The organism is Variovorax sp. dw_954 (assembly GCF_018449755.1).
In the GTDB taxonomy this organism is placed as follows: Bacteria; Pseudomonadota; Gammaproteobacteria; order Burkholderiales; family Burkholderiaceae_C; genus Variovorax.
Genome location: NZ_JAAVVD010000033.1, coordinates 43,801 through 61,843, shown reverse-complemented (window position 1 = coordinate 61,843; position 18,043 = coordinate 43,801). Strand labels below are relative to the sequence as shown.

Genomic DNA, 18,043 nt, shown 5'->3' with positions numbered 1-18,043 from the left:
ATTCGAACGCAGCCATGAACACCAACCACTCGATCTCCTTCCACCACCCCGTCGCCTTCTGGATCGGCTGCATCGCCATCATCGGCGGCGTGCTGTCGCACATGCCGATGTTCATGATGGGCCGCCGCAACGGCTACCAGATGGTCGGCATGCCGATGGACACGCCCATGCTCATCGGCATGGCGATGATCCCGCTGGGCGTGCTGCTCGCGGCCTATGGCCTGATGCCGCGCATCGGCCGGATGGCAAAGAGCGGCCATGGCGACAGCCACCTGCAATTCCACGTGGCCGACGGCGTGCCGCTCAACGCGGAGCACTGGAAGCTCGTTCTCGTCCTGGTCATCGCCCTCGCGGTCGACGTGCTGAAGCCGGCCACGCTCGGGTTCGTGATGCCGGGCATGACGCGGGAATACGAGATCACGAAGGAAACGGCCGGCGTGCTGGCGCTGGTCGCGCTCACCGGCACGACCGTGGGCTCGGTGCTCTGGGGCCGGATCGCCGACGTGTTCGGACGCCGCGCGGCGATCCTGCTGTCGGCGCTGATGTTCATCGGCACGGCCATCTGCGGCGCGATGCCGGCCTTCGGCTGGAACCTGGCGATGTGCTTCCTCATGGGCGCCTCGGCCGGCGGCCTGCTGCCGATCACGTTCACGCTGATGGCCGAATCGGTGCCCGCGGCGCACCGGGGCTGGCTGCTGGTCGCGCTGGGCGGCGTCGGCACTTCGGCCGGCTACCTGCTGGCCGCTGGCTCCGCCGCCTGGCTGGTGCCGGAATTCAGCTGGCGTGCGCTATGGCTGCTGGGCCTGCCGACCGGGCTGATCATCGTCTTCCTCGGCCGATTCATTCCGGAGTCGCCACGCTTCCTGTCGAACGCAGGCTTGGCGGACGAGGCGCGGGAAGTGCTGGCGCGCTTCTCCGGCCCGCGCAGCGCCGCCACGGCCGCCGGGGCGGTGATCGTCGAGGTCGCGAAAGAGGAGTCGTCCGGCGGGCTGGCCCAACTGCTGCGCAGCAGCCATGCACGCATCACCTGGGGCCTGATCGTCTGCGGCGTTGCCTGGGGCCTGGTCAACTTCGGCTTCCTGCTGTGGCTGCCGACCAACCTGGGCAGCATGGGCATGGACGCTACCGCCGCCAGCGCCCTGCTCGCGCGCTCCGCGCTGCTGGCGCTGCCTGGCATCGGCATCGTGATCTGGCTCTACCACCGCTGGAGCAGCATCAAGGCGCTGGTGCTGTTCATCGTGCTCACGACCGCGACACTGCTGCTTTTCGTGGCGATGAGCGTGGTCAAGGTGCAATCGGGCGTGGCCATCGTCGCCGCAACCGCACTGCTGCTCGTCAGTTCCAGCGGCGTGATCGCGATGCTGATTCCCTATGCCGCCGAGATCTACCCGGTGCACCTGCGCGGCACGGGTTCAGGCGTGATCGCGGCCAGTTCCAAGTTCGGCGGCATCGTCGGCGCGGGCCTCGGCGTGATGGGGGTGTTCACCCATTTCGCGACCTCGGCCCTGCTGATCGCGGCGCCGATGGCGGTGGCTGCAGCACTGCTGGTCCGCAGCGGGATCGAGACGCGTGGGCGGCGGCTGGAAGAGATCCAGCAGGCGCTGCTCTTGCGCGCGCGGTGAGCGATGGGCCGGTCCACAAAAGCGGTGCATGGTTTTGCGCTTGCGACAGGCCGGCGCTTTGGCCATCATGAACAGGTAATGCAAATATCAATTACCATCGCATTGTGTTGAAACTCTGGAGGCGTTTCCATGACTTCATTGGTCGTCACCATGAAAGGCCAGGTCACGCTCAAACGCGACCTGTTGCAGCACCTGGGCATCAAGCCAGGCGAGCGCATCGAGTTCGACAAGCTGCCCGGCGGCGAGTTGCGGGTGAAAGCCTCGCGTCCCGCCGGCAATATCAGCTCATTCCTCGGTTGTCTCGCAGACAAGACCACGAGGAAGCTCACCATTGAAGAAATGAACGAGGCCATTGCGTCCGGGTGGGCGGGTGAACGTTGAAAGTCATCGTCGACACGAATGTGCTGGTTCGGGCGGCCGTGCGAGATGACGCAAGGCAGACGCGAGTGGCTGACAAACTTCTGCAATCTGCCGAGTTGGTGGCGGTGTCTTTGCCCAGCCTGTGTGAATTCGTTTCGGTGCTGAGTCGAGGCTACAAGCTCGATAGCACGAGCATCGGGCATGCCATCCGGCTACTGTTTGATGCCAGTAACGTGGTGATGAATCGTCCCGCCGTGGAATTCGGCTTGTCCTTTCTGGAAGGCGGTGGCGACTTCGCCGACGGCATCATGGCCTATGAAGGCTCATGGCTCGGTGGAGAGACATTCGTGTCATTCGACAGGCAAGCTGTGAAGCTCGCCAACGAGCGAGGCCAACTGGCTCAACTCCTCTCCTGATTCCCCTCGGTAACGTCCCCATCTTGGCGCAAGATGCCGCCGATGTGCCCGACTCTTGGCTCACGCCGCTTAGCGCCCGAACAGATCCTTGCAGGTCTCGCACACGAAGTAGTCAGTCTTCGACCCGCACCGGATACTGCCTGTCGCACCCGGTCGGATCTTCCATTCGCAAGCCTCGCCGTTGCGCTTCAACGTCCCCTCGATGTTGCAAGGCGCGATCTCGTAGTTGTCCTGCAAGGTCTTGTAGTCCACGCGTCCGGCGCGCAAGAAGAACGACCGCGCCTGAGCATGGGTCAGCGCCACGTCGGACGGCCGGCACGACGCCGGCGCCGCGGAGCGGAAGTCCGAGACATACACGTCGGTGATCGCGTCCCGCGCACTTTCAGGCGCAGCAGTGCAAGCGGCGAGGAGCACGGCGGCGGCAAGCGCGCCCGCCCGGGTCGCTACTGCCATCGCGCGGTGCTCGCCTCACCCGGGTTCTTGTAGGACACCTCAGGATGCCTGTAGACATCGCGCGCCTTCAGGCTGAAGTGCGTGTACAGCTCGCTCGCCAGCCATTGGAGCGACGTGTTCTGCGGCGCGGTCACGGCTTCGTAGTTGTCGTCGTCGATGTGCTGGCCGACGAGTTCGATGCCCACCGAGTCGCTGTTGACCGGATATCGGTCCGGATACGACTTCGCGCGCTCGAGCGCGTCGATCTCGGCGATCTGTTTCACCCACGTCATGGCCAGGACCTTCGCCATCGTTGCGCTGTCGCACTTGCTCTTGTCGATGGCCAGGCACTTCGACTTGATCAGACGGCCGACGTGATAGCAACGCTTCAGCAGGCTGGCCGTCTGGAAGATCTGGCCGTTCTTGTCGATAAGAAAGTGGGCGCCGTTGCCCCCGTTCTGATAGCCATTGAGCGTGGCCTGCGCGCTGGATGAATCGGTTTGATGAACGACGATGGCACGCACGCCGGACAGTTCGCCGTGTTCGATGGAAGCGGATCGCCTGAGCAAGACGCGGCTGTCGATCAGCATCCCGTCCTTGTCGATGGGGGACATGTTTCTCCCTGATGTTGTCTTTGCGGAATCCCCCGCGATCGTAGCGCCCCGCGTTGCAGCGAAAATGCACGGCAGCGCGCGCTGACGAGAGACGGAGCAAGCCAGGTCGGCTTATCCAGAATCCGCCAAAAACCCCGCGGCAAGCCGCATGGGCGTTGAGGAATAAGCTTATCCGCATAAAGCGCGTACCAAAAAATAGTTTGCTTCTATAAGCGGTTCTTCCAGAATCCCGCGTTCTTGGGCTGGCGTTGGCCGCACCAATCTTCAAGACTTTCACGATGTACCAATACACAGATTTCGACCGCCAATTCGTGCAGCAGCGCGCGGCGCAGTTCCGCGACCAGCTCGAACGCTGGCAAGCCGGCAAGCTGCATGAAGACGAGTTCCGTCCACTCCGCCTGCAGAACGGCTGGTACGTGCAGCGCTATGCGCCCATGCTGCGCGTGGCCGTTCCCTACGGCGAGCTCTCCAGCAAGCAACTGCGCGTACTCGCGACGATCGCCCGCGAATACGACGAGCCCGAGGCCGAGGTCTACAAGAACGCCCTCAAGACCCAGGGCAAGCTCGGCACCACCAAACTGCCGACGCACTACGCGCACTTCTCGACGCGCCAGAACGTCCAGTACAACTGGATCCCACTGAGCAAATCGGCCGACGTGATGGACCTGCTGGCCTCGGTCAACATGCACGGCATCCAGACCAGCGGCAACTGCATCCGCAACATCACCAGCGACGAGCGCGCCGGCATCGCCATCGACGAGGTGGCCGATCCGCGCCCCTTCGCCGAAATCATGCGCCAGTGGAGCACGCTGCACCCCGAGTTCGCCTTCCTGCCGCGCAAGTTCAAGATCGCCATCACCGGCGCCGCCGAAGACCGCGCCGCCACCGGCTGGCACGACGTGGGCCTGAACCTGCGCAAGAACGCGGACGGCGAGCTTGGCTTCCGTGTGCAGGTCGGCGGCGGCATGGGCCGCACGCCGGTCATCGGCACCGTGCTGCGCGAGTTCCTGCCGTGGAACCAGATCATGAATTACCTCGAAGCGGTGATTCGCGTCTACAACCGCTACGGTCGCCGCGACAACATCTACAAGGCCCGCATCAAGATCCTGGTGAAGGCCGAAGGCCAGCGCTACATCGACGACGTCGAGGCCGAGTACAAGCAGATCGTCGAGCACGACGGCGCACCCCACACCATCACCCAGGCCGAATACGACCGCGTGGCCGCCTGCTTCGTGCCGCCCACGCTCGCCATCCGCGTGCTGCAGAGCGCCGAGCAGACCGATGCCGAACTGCGCGCCCAGGCCACTGAAGACGTGCAGTTCGCGCGCTGGCTGGCCCGCAACGTCGCGCCGCACAAGAACCCCGCGCTGCGCGCCGTCACGCTGTCGTTCAAGCGCCTGCGCCAGGCCCCCGGCGATGCCGACGCCGACCAGCTCGACACCATCGCCACGCTGGCCGACCGCTTCTCCGCCGGCGAGGCCCGGGTCACGCACGACCAGAACGTCGTGCTGCCCTGGGTGCATGCCGAGGACCTGCATGCGCTGTGGCTCGCGGCCCGCGCGGCCGGCTTCGCCAGCGCCAACGTGCACCTGCTGACCGACATGATCGCCTGCCCTGGCGGCGACTTCTGCGCGCTGGCCAACGCCCGCTCGATCCCGATTGCGGAAGCCATCACCGAGCGTTACCAGGACCTCGACGAGCTCGACGACCTGGGCGAGATCGACCTGCACATCAGCGGCTGCATCAACTCCTGCGGCCATCACCACAGCGGCCACATCGGCATCCTCGGCGTCGACAAGGATGGCAAGGAGTGGTACCAGGTCACGCTCGGCGGTTCCGATGGTTCCGCCCTCAGCGGCGCGGCGCAAGCCGGCAAGGTCGTGGGCCCCTCCTTCTCCGCGGCCGAAGTGCCCGACGTCATCGAGGCCGTGCTCGGCACCTATCGCGACACGCGCAATGCCGGGGAGACCTTCATCGACACCCTGCGTCGCGTGGGCATCGACCCGTTCAAGGCTTCCGCCAACGGTGCGCGCTTCAAGGCGGAGGTGGCAGCATGAACCGCAAGTTGCAGATCCTCGCCGCGGAAGAGCACGTCGACGACGGCGACCCGAAGGTCTTGCAATTGGCCAACGATGCCGATCCGCAAGCCATCGAGGTCTGCCTGGCCGACATCGAGCGCATCGACCTGGTGTTCCCCAAGTTCACCGACGGCCGCGCCTACAGCCAGGCCTTCCTGCTGCGCCGCCGCCTCGGCTTCAAGGGCGACATCCGCGCCACCGGCGATGTCCTGATCGACCAATTGGTGCAGATGCAGCGCACGGGCTTCTCCAGCGCCGTGCTGAAGGAAGGCGTCGACGTCTCCGATGCGCAACGCCAGTTCGACCGCTTCGCCGCCTTCTACCAGGGCGACGCGGTGGAGACAGCGCCACACTTCGCGGCCACGGCCTGATACCGCCTTGCATTCCGACGCATCGCTGCGTTGGAGAGTGTTGCCCTGCGATGAGCGCTCGTCTGGAGGGCGGTTGCTAGGCTCGCGCCTGTGCCTTCTCCTGAAGCGCCTGCGTCACCTCCAGTTGCGTCTCCTGCGCGAACTTGTCCGCCAGCGCCAGCAGGGCGCGCGCACTGATCGGACCGCCGAAGACGTGACGCGTGTAGTGCCAGTTGTTGAGCACGATCTCCAGGAAGGTGCCCTCCTCGACCGACACCACATGCACAAAACCGTAGCGCGTGCGAATGGCGCCCAACAAAGCCTGGGAGTCGGTCGAATCCTCCAGCGGATGCAGCCCCCATGACACAGGCTTGGTCACGGCCTGGCGCGAAGTGCTTGATTCGAAGTTCATCGGTCCTCCGGTGTACATGGCCGACGCCTCGCATTAGGCATCGGATGCCTTTTCTCGATAGCGCATCGTGGCGGGCGATCCGATGCGACCACCCTCCGGGCGCCTGCGGATGGCGCCAACCACAAGGCCGGAATCCTTACCCCGGCTTCCGGCACGGCTCCGCATCATGAATGATCAATGGCCGTGCATTTTGCAAAATTGAAACCAAAAGCATTACCCATCAACTTCTGTTGCGAAGTGCCGCCCTTGACATGTCGCAGGTCACCGCCAGAAGCGCCATACGTGGCTCTTATCCGGAAAAGTGCCCTTGTCGCCTCGCAACCCGCATGAACACTGGTGCATTTGCTTATCCGCATAAAGCGCGAACAAAAAGATAGTTTGCTTTCATAAGCACCTTGCCTACAGTTCGATCCCGACCGAGCCAGCGCTGCCATGCACGGCGTGCCGGCCCTTGATCCCTCGATGCCCATGAACGCCATTTCCCTCTACGCCAAGCCTTCTGCCGACTTCGACGCCAAGGTCGCCGAAAGCGTCGCGCTGCTGCAGCGCGCCGCCCGCGACTACGCGCCCATCACCCAGGCCTCCAGCCTGGGCGCCGAGGACATGGTGGTCACCGACCTGCTGCAGCGCCATCACGTGCAGTCGTCCATCTTCGTGCTCGAAACAGGCAAGCTGCACGCCGAGACGCTGGCGCTGATCGAACGGCTCGAAGCGCACTACGCCCGCGACGTCGAGCGCTACCACCCCGACCCCGCTGCCGCGGCCGCCTTCGTCGCCGAGAACGGCGAAGAGGCGATGTACCGCAGCCTCGGCCTGCGCAAGAGCTGCTGCGACATCCGCAAGATGGAGCCGCTGGAGCGCGCCCTGACGGGCAAGCGCGCCTGGATCACCGGCCTGCGCCGCGAACAGTCGGGCGCGCGTTCGGAAGTCGAGTTCATCGAGCATTCGCAGGTCACCGACAAGAACGGTGTCGAAAGCACCCGTAGCAAGGTCAACCCGCTTGCCCGCTGGACCTGGGGCGACGTGTGGCACTACATCGCCACGAACAAGGTGCCCTACAACCCGCTGCATGACCAGTTCTTTCCCAGCATCGGCTGCGCGCCCTGCACGCGCGCCGTGACGCTGGGCGAGGACTTCCGCTCCGGCCGCTGGTGGTGGGAGCAGGAAAGCGCCAAGGAATGCGGCCTGCACGTCGCCGCCGACGGCACGCACGAGGGCGAGGAGCCCGCCGCGTTCGAACCGCTGTCAGCCGTGTCGGTCATCCCGATCCGAGCAATTGAATGAATACCGGATACGGACAGCCGAACGCAGAACGAAGACAAACACGCAAAGGTCGCAAAAAGAAATGAATCAATTTTTTGGTTTTCCCTTCCGCGACCTCTGCGAAACCTTTGCGACTTCTGCGTTCGGCTGCCCGAATTAAAGACCCCATGAACGCCCGTACCGATACCGAACTGCTGCTGCCCTCGATGCACTCCCCTGCGCGCCTGTCCAACACGCACCTCGACGCGCTCGAGGAAGAAACCATCTTCATCCTGCGCGAAGTCGCTGCCGCCTTCGAACGGCCGACGCTGCTGTTCTCAGGCGGCAAGGACTCGCTGGTGCTGCTGAAGTGCGCCGAGAAGGCCTTCGGCGCCGGACGCATTCCCTACCCGCTGCTGATGATCGACACCGGCCACAACTTCCCCGAAGTGACCGACTACCGCGACCAGCGCGCCAAGGAACTGGGCGCCGAACTGATCGTGCGCAGCGTCGAGGATTCGATGGCACGCGGCACCGTGCGCCTGGCGCACCCTGGCGAGTCACGCAATGCGCACCAGTCGGTGACGTTGCTCGAGGCGATCGAGGAATTCCGTTTCGACGCCCTCATCGGCGGCGCCCGTCGCGACGAGGAAAAGGCGCGCGCGAAGGAGCGCATCTTTTCGCATCGCGACTCCTTCGGCCAATGGCAGCCAAAGGACCAGCGCCCCGAACTCTGGACGTTGTTCAACACGCGCCTTGCTCCGGGCGAACACTTCCGCGTGTTCCCGATCTCGAACTGGACCGAACTCGACGTCTGGCAATACATCGAGCGCGAACATGTCGGCCTGCCGTCGATCTACTACACGCACAAGCGCGAGGTGGTCGAGCGCCGCGGCCTGCTGGTACCGGTGACCGGCCTCACGCCGGCGCGCGACGGCGAAACCATTCAAGTGCGCGACGTGCGTTTCCGCACCGTCGGCGACATCACCACCACCTGCCCGGTCGAAAGCCTGGCCTCCGATGCCGGCGACGTGGTGATCGAGACGCTGAGCGTGGATGTCAGCGAACGCGGCGCGACGCGGATGGACGACATGACCTCCGAGGCTTCGATGGAGAAGCGCAAGAAAGACGGATATTTCTGAGATGACTACGAATGTTTTGAACGTCCCGGCCGAAGTGCATGGTCACGGCGACACCGGCACCGCCCTGCGCTTCATCACCTGCGGCAGCGTCGACGACGGCAAGAGCACGCTCATCGGCCGCCTGCTGGTCGACAGCAAGACCGTCCTGCAGGACCAGCTTGCCGGCGTGCAGCGCGGCGGCGAAACCGACCTGGCCCTGCTCACCGACGGCCTCTCCGCCGAACGCGAGCAAGGCATCACCATCGACGTCGCCTACCGCTACTTCTCGACCGCCAAGCGCAAGTTCATCATCGGCGACGCGCCGGGCCATGAGCAGTACACGCGCAACATGGTCACCGCCGCCTCGGCCGCGGACGCCGCCGTGGTGCTGGTCGATGCCACCAAGTTGCCGTGGGCCGGCGAAGTGCCCGACGGCGAGATCGTCGTGCAGGACCTCCTGCCGCAAACCCGCCGCCACACCCTGCTGTGCAACCTGTTGCGCGTGCAGTCCATCGTGTTCGCCGTCAACAAGCTCGATGCGATGGACGATGCCGAAGTCGCCTTCGAGCGCATCTCGACCGCGCTCAACGCCTTCGCCGAAGCGGCCAATGTGCAGGTCGCAGCCATCGTGCCGATCTCCGCGCTCAAGGGCTGGAACGTGGCCTCGCGCCATGCGGACTGGTGCAACTACGAAGGCCCGAGCCTGCTCGAATTGCTCGAACAACTGCCGGTGACCGAGAAGGACGAGGCGGTGCCTTTCGCCTTCCCGGTGCAATGGGTCGAGAAGTTCTCCTCGTCTGCCGACACCTCGCAAGGGCGCCGCGTCTTCTGGGGCCGCGTCGCCAGCGGACATGTCGAGCCGGGCCAGCGCGTGACGGTCCTGCCGAGCAAGCAGACCGCCACCGTCGCGCAAGTGCTCAACCACGTGCGCCAGCCGCACGCCGTGCATGCGGGTCACAGCGCCGGCATCGTGTTGGACCGCGAACTCGACGTGTCGCGCGGCGACTGGCTGCTGGAGCCCGAGGCCTTCGAGCCGGTGCGCGAGATCACCGCGACCATCGCATGGCTCGACGACGAGCCGCTGGTGGCGGGCCGCGTGTACTGGGCGCTGCAGGGTCATCGCTGGGTCAAGGCCAAGGTTGCGCGCATCATCGACCGCGTGAACATCACGACACTTGGCTCCGAGCCCGCCACGCAACTGGAAGCCAATTCGATCGGTGACGTGGTGCTGTCACTGCAGCAGCCGCTGGCCGTCCTGCCCTTCGCGAAATCGCGCGCACTCGGCTCGCTGGTGCTGGTCGACACCGCGACCCATAAGACTTCCGCGGCCGTGCTCGTGCAGCCTTCTGTCACAAACAACTAAAATCGCGGGTTTCCCCGATCACCAGCTTCAGCAAAAGAACATGACCCACGTCGTCTCCGAATCCTGCATCCGTTGCAAATACACCGACTGTGTGGACGTGTGCCCCGTGGACTGCTTCCGCGAAGGCCCCAACATGCTGGTGATCGACCCCGACGAATGCATCGACTGCGCCGTCTGCATTCCGGAGTGCCCCGTCAACGCGATCTACGCCGAGGAAGACCTCCCCGCGAACCAGATCGCCTTCATCAAGCTCAACGCCGAACTCTCGCTGGCCGACGGCTGGAAGAGCATCACCAAGCGCAAGCCCGCGCTGCCCGATGCCGAGGAGTGGAAGGACGTGACGGACAAGGTGGGCGAGCTCGTTCGCTGAGGCCGTCGAATACGGACAGCCGAACGCAGAAGTCGCAAAGGTCTCGCAGAAGTCGCAAAAAATTCAGAAGAAAATTCTTGATGTCTTCTTTTGCGACCTTTGCGATCCTTTGCGACTTCTGCGTTCGGTAGTCCGTATTTCTCTTGATGCACGCCCCCATTGAAACCGACGCGCTGATCATCGGCGCAGGCCCGGTCGGGCTGTTCCAGGCGTTCCAGCTCGGGCTGCTCGAAATCTCCTGCCACATCATCGACGCGCTGCCCCGTGCGGGCGGCCAATGCGTCGAGCTGTACGGCGACAAGCCCATCTACGACATTCCCGGCACACCGCGCACCACCGGGCGCGGGCTGGTCGATTCGCTGCTCGAACAGATCGCGCCGTTCAAGCCGACGTTCCACTACGGCGAGCAGGTCGCGACGCTGGAGCGCCAACCGGATGGCCGCCTGCTGCTGGGCACTTCGGCTGGCACGTCATTCCTGGCCAGGACAGTCTTCATCGCGGCAGGCGTAGGTGCCTTCGTGCCGCGCCGCATGACCGTCGAAGGTATCTCGCGCTTCGAGGGCACCAGGCTTTTCTACCACCCCGACGCGCTCGAACGCTTCGCCGGCCAGGACGTCGTCGTGCACGGTGGCGACGATGCCGCGCTCGAAACCGCACTGGCGCTCGCCGGCCAGGCGAACGAGGTCACGCTGCTGTTCCGCCGCGACGCCTTCAATGCCGAAGACTCCCTGGTGGCGCGGTTCCGCGAGGCCGTGTCGGCAGGCGCGGTGAAGCTCCTTATCGGCCAGCCAACCGGATTCGACGGCGCACGGGTGCAGGTTGCGACGCCCGACGCGCAGACCGTCGATCTCCCCATCGACGCCTTGATCGCCTGCCTGGGCATCTCCCCCCGCCTCGGCCCCATCGCCGATTGGGGCCTCGCGCTGGAACGCAAACAGGTCCCCGTCGACACCGAGCGCTTCGAGACCCGCGAGCGCGGCGTGTTCGCCGTCGGGGACGTCAACACCTATCCCGGCAAGAAGAAGCTCATCGTCTGCGGCTTCCACGAGGCCACGCTCGCCGCCTGGGCCGCCACGGCCGTCGTCTTCCCGGGCAAGTCGATCCCGCTCCAATACACCACGACCAGCACGCGGTTGCACACGCTGCTCGGCGTCGGCTGAAATACTACAATCCGACGAGTTGCGCACATCGCTGCGCAGCCACGCTAGGGGTGCCGGCCGTTTCACCAGACGGTTGGCTGAGAGAGTCCCTTTGAACCTGATTGAGGTAATCCTCGCGCAGGGAAGCTGGTCCGGCGGCCTCCACGTTGTCTCGCGTGCACCCATGGCCATCGAACCGCAACCTGCCAATCACTTTGCAATGGAGCAAATGGATGGCACAGCCTTCTGACAATTCATCCGGCCGCAACGAGGCGCTCACGCCCCTGGCGGATTCCGCCCGCGTGTTCCGCTGGCACGACCACGCATCGCTCTGGTTCAGCCTCGGCGTCGGCTTGCTCGTGATGCAGGTCGGCGCGTACCTGGTGCCCGCCGTGGGCACGCAGGCGGCCGCCGTCGCGATCGTGCTCGGCTCCTGCGTCGGCGCCGGGCTGCTGGCCTGGACGGCGCGGCTCGGTTGCGAAAGCGGCCTGGCCAGTGCGGGCCTCATGCATGCGACCTATGGCAGCGCCTTTGCGCGGCTGCCGGTGCTGCTCAACATCGTGCAGCTCGTAGGCTGGACCACCTTCGAGATCGTCATCATGCGCGAGGGCACGCAGGCGATCGGCAAGCAGGCCTTCGGCCTTGCGCTCGACACCCCGCTGGGCACGCTGCTCACCACCCTGCTCTGGGGCGCGGTACTGCTGGCACTGCTGGCCGGCTCGATGGTCAAGCTGGTGCGGCGCTTCGTCAGCCGCTTCGGCCTGCCGCTGGTGGTGATTTCGCTGGTCTGGCTGACATGGCAGTTTGCCGGGCAGCTCAACGCCAAGGGCTTCGGCGCCTTCTGGTCCCGCGCGGGCGACGGCTCCATGGGCATGTTCAGTGCGCTTGACCTGGTGATCGCGATGCCGGTCTCGTGGCTGCCGCTGGTGGCCGACTATGCGCGGCATGGCAAACGCAGCACCGGCGGCCTGGGCAGCGCCTTCAGCGGCACCTGGATCGGCTACCTGGTGGCCAATGTCTGGTGCTATGCGCTCGGCGTCATGGTCGTGAGTTCAGCCGACACCGGCACCAGCCTGGTCACCGCACTTCTGCTTGCACAAGGCGGTCTTCTCGCGCTCGGGCTGATCCTCGTCGACGAGCTCGACAACGCCTACGGCGACGTCTACTCGGGCGCTGTTTCGACGCACAGCCTGCTGCCGCGCTGGAGCGTGAAGCAATGGGGCCTGCTGATCGGCGTGCTGTGCATCGGCCTCGCGCTGGTGCTGCCGATGCACGCGCTGGAACCCTTCCTGTTGCTGCTGAGTTCGGTGTTCGTGCCGCTCTATGGCGTGATCCTCGGGCGCCTGGGAACCGGGGCAGCGCCGTCCGGCGTCGGCACGCATCGCGTCGACTGGGGTGCCGCCGCCATCTGGATCCTCGGCATCGCCGTGTACCACTGCCTGGCCCAGTGGGCGCCGCAGTTCGGCTCGGCCCTGCCGACGCTGGTGCTGACCTTCGTGACCGCCTGGCTCAGCCGGGCATCGGCTACAGGCGGTGCATCGGCACTGGCGCAAAGCCGTGGTTGAGCGGACCGTGGCCTGCGCCGACCTTGATGTCGGCCCCGGCCGTCATCGCAGCGATCACGTAGGCACGTGCCTGCTGCACGGCCTCGGGCAACGCGTGGCCGAGCGCAAGGTGCGCCGCGATGGCCGACGACAGCGTGCAGCCGGTGCCATGCAGGTTCTGGCTCGCGATACGGGCCGACCCGAAGCGGCGCGGCGGGCTTCCGGCCTCCGCCAGCACGTCGACGATCTCCTCGCCCTTCAGGTGGCCTCCCTTCAGCAGCACCGCATGCGCGCCGAGCGCCAGCAGGTCGCTGGCCGCGCGATCGAGGCCATCGACGCCATCGATCTCGCGGCCGATCAACAGGGCGGCCTCGTCGAGGTTCGGCGTGATCACCATTGCGCGCGGGAACAGCTCGTTCACCAGCCGCTGCACCGTCTCGTTCTCGATCAGGCGGTCGCCGCTGGTCGCGACCATCACCGGGTCAAGCACCACGTTCGGCAGCTTGTAGTGGTCGATGGCCCATGCCACCACCTCGACCACCTCGGGCGCATGCAGCATGCCGAGCTTGACCGCGTCGACGCCGATGTCCTCCACCACGGACTGGATCTGCGCCTTCAGGAAGGCCGGCGGCACCGCGAAGATGCCGCTCACGCCCATCGTGTTCTGCGCCGTGAGCGCGGTGATCGCGGTCATGCCGTAGCACCCGAGTGCGCTGAAGGTCTTGAGGTCGGCCTGGATGCCGGCACCGCCGCCACTGTCGGAGCCGGCGATCGAAAGCACGCGCGCGTAGCGCAAGGAAGCGTTGGTCATTCGCAAAATTATCAACCACCCGCATGAACTCCCTTGAAGCGCTTCCGTTCGATGCAGCCACCGTGCTCGGCGCCGGCCTCATGGGCCGGCTGCTGGCCCTGTCGCTGGCGCGGCGTGGCTGCCAGGTCACGCTGCACGACGCGGGCGGGCCGCAGGCCGATGGCGCCGCCGCGCGCGTGGCCGCCGCCATGCTGGCCCCGCTGGCCGAATCGGCCGTGGCGCCGGCCTCCGTGGTCCGCATGGGCCAGTACGGGCTCGAACGCTGGCCGGAGCTCCTCGCATCGCTCGCTTCCGCCGTCTTCTTTCAGCGCGAAGGCACGCTGGTGCTGTGGCATCGGCAGGACGCACCTGAGGCCGTGCGCTTTGCCGGCGTGCTCGCGCGCACGGTGAACGAAGTGCCGGGCTTGCCGGCGATGCAGCGGCTCGATGCCGCCGGCGTCGACGCCATCGAACCCGGCATCGGCAAGCGATTTGCGCAGGGCCTGCTGCTGCCGGGCGAAGGCCAGCTCGACAACCGGCAGTTGCTGGCCGCGCTGCTGGCCTCGCTGCAGGCGCTGCCCAACGTGACGATGCATTGGCACAGCGCACGCGCACCCGATGAATTCGAACCAGGCGCGTCGGAGCGCATCATCGATTGCCGCGGCCTCGGCGCCAGGCCGCAATGGGCCGCCCTGCGCGGCGTGCGTGGCGAGGTGATCCGCGTGCATGCGCCCGAGGTCAACCTGCGACGGCCGACGCGCCTCGTGCACCCGCGCTACCCGCTCTACATCGCGCCCAAGCCCGACGGCGTGTTCGTCATCGGCGCCACCGAGATCGAATCCGACGACATGTCGCCCGCCAGCGTGCGGTCCACGCTCGAATTGCTGAGCGCCGCCTATTCGGTGCACAGCGGCTTTGCGGAGGCGCGCATCCTGGAGATCGCGACACAATGCCGCCCCTCGCTGCCCGACAACCTGCCCGCCATTCGCTGGCTGAAGCCGCGCGTGATGCAGGTCAACGGCCTGTACCGTCACGGCTTTCTCATCGCACCCGCGATGCTGGACACGGCCATCGAACGGCTGGCCACCCGCACGCCGACGCTGGCGTCGCGCTTTGCCCTCGAATCCGAATGAACATCCTGATCAACGACACACCACGCGAACTGCCCACCGGCGCCTCGCTGGCCGACGCCATCGCGCTGCTGGCGCCGGCGCCACCCTTCGCCGCCGCGGTCAACAAGCAATTCGTGCCGCGTTCCGGTTACGCCGCCCGCACATTGCAGGACGACGACCTGGTCGAAGTGATCCGTCCAGTGACCGGCGGCTGACAAAACCCAAAAGCAGCGCCATGAAGAGAGACTCCATGAATACCGACGACCCGCTGGTCCTCTACGGCCAGACCTTCCACAGCCGCCTGCTCCTGGGCACCGCGCGCTACCCCTCGCCCGACGTGCTCGAAGCGGCCGTCAGGCGGGCCCGCCCCGCGATGCTGACCGCCTCCCTCCGGCGCCAGACCGCAGCACCTTCGGACCGCCATGACAACGGCTTCTGGGACTTGCTGCGCCGGCTCGACGTGCCGGTGCTGCCCAACACCGCCGGCTGCCACAGCGTGCAGGAAGTGATCGCGACCGCGCAGATGGCACGCGAGCTGTTCGAGACGCCGTGGATCAAGCTCGAGCTGATCGGTGACGACTACACCCTGCAGCCCGACACGCTCAATCTCGTCGATGCCGCTTCGCAGCTCATCCGCGACGGCTTCCAGGTGCTGCCCTATTGCACCGAAGACCTGGTGCTGTGCCAACGCCTCGTCGATGTCGGCTGCCAGGCCGTCATGCCCTGGGCCGCGCCCATCGGCACCGGCCGTGGCCCGGTCAACCCCTATGCGCTGCAACTGCTGCGCGAGCGGCTCGACGTGCCGATGCTGGTCGACGCCGGCCTGGGCCTGCCTTCGCATGCCTGCCAGGTCATGGAATGGGGCTACGACGGCGTGCTGTTGAACACCGCCGTTGCATTGGCGCAAGACCCGGTCGCGATGGCCGGCGCCTTTGCGGATGCGGTGCAAGCCGGCCGCGCCGCGCATCGGGCCGGCGCGATGTCCGCACAAGAGTCCGCCCAGCCGAGCACGCCCGTGCTGGGCACACCCTTTTGGCACCAGTCATGACCGCTCCTTCCGCGCAAGCCATCTTCGACGCCCACACCGGGCGCTTCGGCGCCGCCATCGGCGACCTCACGCCATCCTTCACGCGCGACGAGCCCGTCTACCGCGCCGCCAAGGAAGCCTGCCTTCGCCTCGGCTTCATCGAAAGCGACGCCGAATGCCTCGGGCAGGCCTGGCAGGCCCGCAGCGCGCGACTGGGCTTCGATGCCACCGCCTGGCCCGAAGACCCGGTCGACTTCGGCTTCCACCCCTGGCCGCGCGACAACGCCTTCGCGCCCTGCCCCAAGGCCCTCGGCCTCTATGCCGTGCTGCCCGATGCCGCCTGGGTCGGTCGCATGGCGCGCGCCGGCGTGCCCACGGTGCAACTGCGCTTCAAGTCCGACGACCCCCAGGCGGTCCAGCGTGAAGTGCGCGCAGCCATCGACGCGGTCGCGGGCACGTCCTCGCTGCTGTTCATCAACGACCACTGGCAAGTCGCCGTCGACGCGGGCGCCTACGGCGTCCACCTCGGGCAGGAAGACATCGACGAGGCGAATCTCGACGCCATCCGCGCCGCCGGCCTGCGTCTGGGCCTCAGCACCCACGGCTATGCGGAGATGCTTCGCGTCGATGCCCTCAGCCCCAGCTACATCGCGATGGGCGCCGTGTTCCCGACCACGCTCAAGCGCATGCCCACCGCGCCGCAAGGACCGACGCGCCTGGCCGCCTATGCGCGCCTCCTGCGCGACTATCCGCTGGTTGCCATCGGTGGCATCGATCTCGGCAGGCTGCCCGAGGTGCTGCAAAGCGGCGTTGGCTCGGTGGCCGTGGTGCGTGCGCTGGTGGCGGCGGCATCGCCGGAGACGGAGGTCGAGCGCTTCCAGCGGGCGCTGGAAAACTGCTAGAGCAGTTGCCCTAACTATCGACAGGATCTAGCTTTTTCCGACTAGTCCTTTGGAGGGAACATACGTCCATTCCAAACAACTCCTCACAGGACAAGACCATGTCGAACCAATCCCTCGCTACCGTTGCCACCCACGTCGTCGACCAGTACAGCGCTGCTGGCAAGACCCTGAACCAAGCCTACCGCGCCACCGTCGAGCGCGTGCTCGGCAACGCCAAGAGCCGCTTCGTCACGGCGCTGGAAGCCCGTTCGCTGCCCTTGGTCAACGACCAGGTCAAGTCGGACCTCGTGAACGCGCAAGACGTGCTGGCCGGCTTCATGCTCAAGGGCGTGCAAACCGCCTACGACCGCGCTGACCAAGCCATCGACGCGATCGCCACGCGCGCCAACAGCGGCATCCAGTCGGTCGACAGCACCATTGCTCGCGTCGAATCCGCTTTCAAGATCGGCAACCTCGACGCAGTGCGCGCCCTGTGCGCACCGGCCGCCACGCTGGCTTCGCAAGTCGCCGACAAGATCGCCGAAGGCGCCAAGGCCCTCGAAGCCCGCATCGGCTCGGTCGTTGAGCAAGGCACGGAAGTCGCCGTCGTCGCCAAGCCGGCCCGCCGCGCCGTTCGCAAGGCCTGAGTCCTGATAGGCTGCATGCCTGCGCCCTGAATTCCTGGGGCCCACACGAAAGTTCGCATGCCCTCGCCCGCCAAGAAAACTGCTGCATCCAGGAGCCCCAGGCCGAAGACCACCGCCGCGGACGACGCGCGCAAGGTCAAGGCCAGCGAGCCGGCGGCAGATGCAGCGGGCGGATCAAGCGAGAACCTGCTGACCGTGGGCCTCAAGGTGCTTGGCGACGCGCGCAACCACCAGAACCGGGTCGTCGAGTCGCTGCTCGGCATTCCCAAGGGCACGCCCACCGGGACGCGCCCGGCCGGCAAGAAGACCCCGCTCGATACGCTGGGCGACACCCTCGGCTTTCGCAAGCTCGAGGACGTGTTCGACCAGCGCATCGCCGCCGCCCTGGTGCGGCTCGGCATTCCCTCCGCTGAAGAATTGGCCAGCTTGCGCAGGCAGGTGAACCAACTGATCGAAGAGCGCGACAAGGCGCTCGCGCAGGCGCAACCCCGCCGCAAACGCTGACCTCCTGCGACGCGCATCG

21 protein-coding genes and 1 riboswitch are annotated in these 18,043 nt (G+C 66.1%); of the genes, 17 read left to right on the top strand and 4 right to left on the bottom strand.

The features are described 5' to 3' along the window. The first annotated feature begins 14 nt into the window (after positions 1-14). The 3 genes from HB681_RS33540 (at position 15) to HB681_RS33530 (ending at position 2,398) form a co-directional block, all read left to right on the top strand. Positions 15-1,622 (top strand): MFS transporter, encoded by a 1,608-nt coding sequence (locus tag HB681_RS33540; protein WP_213959213.1) that lies wholly within the window; start codon positions 15-17, stop codon positions 1,620-1,622. 129 nt (positions 1,623-1,751) lie between these two features. Continuing rightward, complete coding sequence (locus HB681_RS33535; protein ID WP_213959212.1) at positions 1,752-2,003, top strand: AbrB/MazE/SpoVT family DNA-binding domain-containing protein; 252 nt, start codon at positions 1,752-1,754, stop codon at positions 2,001-2,003. Continuing rightward, the gene (locus HB681_RS33530) at positions 2,000-2,398 is read left to right on the top strand and encodes a type II toxin-antitoxin system VapC family toxin (RefSeq protein ID WP_213959211.1); all 399 of its coding nucleotides are present in this window, start codon (positions 2,000-2,002) and stop codon (positions 2,396-2,398) included. The genes HB681_RS33535 and HB681_RS33530 overlap by 4 nt, the downstream gene beginning before the upstream one ends. Before the next feature lie 69 nt (positions 2,399-2,467). Here the strand turns inward: HB681_RS33530 and HB681_RS33525 are convergent, their stop codons facing one another. Beyond that, a complete protein-coding gene (locus tag HB681_RS33525) occupies positions 2,468-2,851 on the bottom strand; it encodes a hypothetical protein (protein ID WP_218628373.1) in 384 nt (127 codons plus the stop codon). Continuing rightward, positions 2,842-3,444 (bottom strand): peptidoglycan recognition family protein, encoded by a 603-nt coding sequence (locus HB681_RS33520; protein WP_213959210.1) that lies wholly within the window; start codon positions 3,442-3,444, stop codon positions 2,842-2,844. The genes HB681_RS33525 and HB681_RS33520 overlap by 10 nt, the downstream gene beginning before the upstream one ends. 278 nt (positions 3,445-3,722) lie before the next feature. Between HB681_RS33520 and HB681_RS33515 the strand changes: the two genes are divergently transcribed. Continuing rightward, a complete protein-coding gene (locus HB681_RS33515; RefSeq protein WP_213959209.1) occupies positions 3,723-5,501 on the top strand; it encodes a nitrite/sulfite reductase in 1,779 nt (592 codons plus the stop codon). Next, positions 5,498-5,893, top strand: coding sequence for a DUF934 domain-containing protein (locus tag HB681_RS33510; protein WP_213959208.1), 396 nt, complete (start codon positions 5,498-5,500; stop codon positions 5,891-5,893). Before HB681_RS33515 ends, HB681_RS33510 begins: the two co-directional genes overlap by 4 nt. A gap of 76 nt (positions 5,894-5,969) precedes the next feature. On the opposite strand, the gene HB681_RS33505 is transcribed toward HB681_RS33510, so the two are convergent. Further along, on the bottom strand, positions 5,970-6,284 hold the full coding sequence (locus HB681_RS33505) for a hypothetical protein (protein ID WP_213959207.1): 315 nt from the start codon (positions 6,282-6,284) through the stop codon (positions 5,970-5,972). Positions 6,285-6,752: 468 nt separating this feature from the next. Between HB681_RS33505 and HB681_RS33500 the strand changes: the two genes are divergently transcribed. The 6 genes from HB681_RS33500 (at position 6,753) to HB681_RS33475 (ending at position 13,084) form a co-directional block, all read left to right on the top strand. Beyond that, the gene (locus HB681_RS33500) at positions 6,753-7,568 is read left to right on the top strand and encodes a phosphoadenylyl-sulfate reductase (RefSeq protein WP_213959206.1); all 816 of its coding nucleotides are present in this window, start codon (positions 6,753-6,755) and stop codon (positions 7,566-7,568) included. 146 nt (positions 7,569-7,714) lie between these two features. Further along, positions 7,715-8,668, top strand: a complete 954-nt coding sequence (gene cysD / locus HB681_RS33495; RefSeq protein WP_213959205.1) for a sulfate adenylyltransferase subunit CysD — start codon at positions 7,715-7,717, stop codon at positions 8,666-8,668. A 1-nt stretch (position 8,669) separates the two neighbouring features. Next, positions 8,670-10,010, top strand: coding sequence for a GTP-binding protein (locus tag HB681_RS33490; RefSeq protein WP_213959204.1), 1,341 nt, complete (start codon positions 8,670-8,672; stop codon positions 10,008-10,010). 40 nt (positions 10,011-10,050) lie between these two features. After that, entirely contained in the window at positions 10,051-10,380 is a 330-nt protein-coding gene (gene fdxA / locus HB681_RS33485; RefSeq protein ID WP_213959203.1) for a ferredoxin FdxA, read from the top strand. Positions 10,381-10,526: 146 nt separating this feature from the next. After that, positions 10,527-11,540 (top strand): NAD(P)/FAD-dependent oxidoreductase, encoded by a 1,014-nt coding sequence (locus HB681_RS33480; protein WP_213959202.1) that lies wholly within the window; start codon positions 10,527-10,529, stop codon positions 11,538-11,540. Positions 11,541-11,576: 36 nt separating this feature from the next. Then, positions 11,577-11,681, top strand: a riboswitch (TPP riboswitch). A 71-nt stretch (positions 11,682-11,752) separates the two neighbouring features. Beyond that, positions 11,753-13,084 (top strand): cytosine permease, encoded by a 1,332-nt coding sequence (locus HB681_RS33475; RefSeq protein ID WP_213959201.1) that lies wholly within the window; start codon positions 11,753-11,755, stop codon positions 13,082-13,084. Here HB681_RS33475 and thiD read toward each other — a convergent pair. Continuing rightward, positions 13,044-13,874, bottom strand: coding sequence for a bifunctional hydroxymethylpyrimidine kinase/phosphomethylpyrimidine kinase (thiD, locus tag HB681_RS33470; protein ID WP_213959200.1), 831 nt, complete (start codon positions 13,872-13,874; stop codon positions 13,044-13,046). The two genes, HB681_RS33475 and thiD, sit on opposite strands and share 41 nt — an antisense overlap. 23 nt (positions 13,875-13,897) lie before the next feature. Between thiD and HB681_RS33465 the strand changes: the two genes are divergently transcribed. The 6 genes from HB681_RS33465 to HB681_RS33440 all read left to right on the top strand — a co-directional run bounded on the left by HB681_RS33465 (position 13,898) and on the right by HB681_RS33440 (position 18,024). Next, positions 13,898-14,986, top strand: a complete 1,089-nt coding sequence (locus HB681_RS33465) for an FAD-dependent oxidoreductase (RefSeq protein WP_213959199.1) — start codon at positions 13,898-13,900, stop codon at positions 14,984-14,986. Next, a complete protein-coding gene (gene thiS / locus HB681_RS33460) occupies positions 14,983-15,180 on the top strand; it encodes a sulfur carrier protein ThiS (protein WP_213959198.1) in 198 nt (65 codons plus the stop codon). The genes HB681_RS33465 and thiS overlap by 4 nt, the downstream gene beginning before the upstream one ends. Positions 15,181-15,215: 35 nt before the next feature. Continuing rightward, positions 15,216-16,013 carry a thiazole synthase gene (locus HB681_RS33455; protein ID WP_213959197.1) on the top strand — a complete coding sequence of 266 codons (798 nt, stop codon included), beginning with the start codon at positions 15,216-15,218 and terminating at the stop codon, positions 16,011-16,013. Continuing rightward, complete coding sequence (locus HB681_RS33450) at positions 16,010-16,894, top strand: thiamine phosphate synthase (RefSeq protein ID WP_213959196.1); 885 nt, start codon at positions 16,010-16,012, stop codon at positions 16,892-16,894. The genes HB681_RS33455 and HB681_RS33450 overlap by 4 nt, the downstream gene beginning before the upstream one ends. A gap of 98 nt (positions 16,895-16,992) precedes the next feature. Next, on the top strand, positions 16,993-17,520 hold the full coding sequence (locus HB681_RS33445; RefSeq protein ID WP_213959195.1) for a hypothetical protein: 528 nt from the start codon (positions 16,993-16,995) through the stop codon (positions 17,518-17,520). 57 nt (positions 17,521-17,577) lie between these two features. Beyond that, the gene (locus tag HB681_RS33440; RefSeq protein WP_213959194.1) at positions 17,578-18,024 is read left to right on the top strand and encodes a phasin family protein; all 447 of its coding nucleotides are present in this window, start codon (positions 17,578-17,580) and stop codon (positions 18,022-18,024) included. Positions 18,025-18,043 lie beyond the last annotated feature (19 nt).

What these genes read in the sequence shown, in the direction of transcription:
- HB681_RS33445 (WP_213959195.1), top strand. Translation starts at nt 16,993, where the DNA reads ATGTCGAACCAATCCCTCGCTACCGTTGCCACCCACGTCGTCGACCAG.
- cysD (WP_213959205.1), top strand. Translation starts at nt 7,715, where the DNA reads ATGAACGCCCGTACCGATACCGAACTGCTGCTGCCCTCGATGCACTCC.
- HB681_RS33505 (WP_213959207.1), bottom strand. Translation starts at nt 6,284, where the DNA reads ATGAACTTCGAATCAAGCACTTCGCGCCAGGCCGTGACCAAGCCTGTG.
- HB681_RS33440 (WP_213959194.1), top strand. Translation starts at nt 17,578, where the DNA reads ATGCCCTCGCCCGCCAAGAAAACTGCTGCATCCAGGAGCCCCAGGCCG.
- HB681_RS33510 (WP_213959208.1), top strand. Translation starts at nt 5,498, where the DNA reads ATGAACCGCAAGTTGCAGATCCTCGCCGCGGAAGAGCACGTCGACGAC.
- HB681_RS33450 (WP_213959196.1), top strand. Translation starts at nt 16,010, where the DNA reads ATGACCGCTCCTTCCGCGCAAGCCATCTTCGACGCCCACACCGGGCGC.
- HB681_RS33520 (WP_213959210.1), bottom strand. Translation starts at nt 3,444, where the DNA reads ATGTCCCCCATCGACAAGGACGGGATGCTGATCGACAGCCGCGTCTTG.
- HB681_RS33490 (WP_213959204.1), top strand. Translation starts at nt 8,670, where the DNA reads ATGACTACGAATGTTTTGAACGTCCCGGCCGAAGTGCATGGTCACGGC.
- HB681_RS33475 (WP_213959201.1), top strand. Translation starts at nt 11,753, where the DNA reads ATGGCACAGCCTTCTGACAATTCATCCGGCCGCAACGAGGCGCTCACG.
- HB681_RS33540 (WP_213959213.1), top strand. Translation starts at nt 15, where the DNA reads ATGAACACCAACCACTCGATCTCCTTCCACCACCCCGTCGCCTTCTGG.
- fdxA (WP_213959203.1), top strand. Translation starts at nt 10,051, where the DNA reads ATGACCCACGTCGTCTCCGAATCCTGCATCCGTTGCAAATACACCGAC.
- HB681_RS33480 (WP_213959202.1), top strand. Translation starts at nt 10,527, where the DNA reads ATGCACGCCCCCATTGAAACCGACGCGCTGATCATCGGCGCAGGCCCG.
- HB681_RS33465 (WP_213959199.1), top strand. Translation starts at nt 13,898, where the DNA reads ATGAACTCCCTTGAAGCGCTTCCGTTCGATGCAGCCACCGTGCTCGGC.
- HB681_RS33515 (WP_213959209.1), top strand. Translation starts at nt 3,723, where the DNA reads ATGTACCAATACACAGATTTCGACCGCCAATTCGTGCAGCAGCGCGCG.
- HB681_RS33535 (WP_213959212.1), top strand. Translation starts at nt 1,752, where the DNA reads ATGACTTCATTGGTCGTCACCATGAAAGGCCAGGTCACGCTCAAACGC.
- HB681_RS33525 (WP_218628373.1), bottom strand. Translation starts at nt 2,851, where the DNA reads ATGGCAGTAGCGACCCGGGCGGGCGCGCTTGCCGCCGCCGTGCTCCTC.
- HB681_RS33455 (WP_213959197.1), top strand. Translation starts at nt 15,216, where the DNA reads ATGAATACCGACGACCCGCTGGTCCTCTACGGCCAGACCTTCCACAGC.
- thiS (WP_213959198.1), top strand. Translation starts at nt 14,983, where the DNA reads ATGAACATCCTGATCAACGACACACCACGCGAACTGCCCACCGGCGCC.
- thiD (WP_213959200.1), bottom strand. Translation starts at nt 13,874, where the DNA reads ATGACCAACGCTTCCTTGCGCTACGCGCGCGTGCTTTCGATCGCCGGC.
- HB681_RS33500 (WP_213959206.1), top strand. Translation starts at nt 6,753, where the DNA reads ATGAACGCCATTTCCCTCTACGCCAAGCCTTCTGCCGACTTCGACGCC.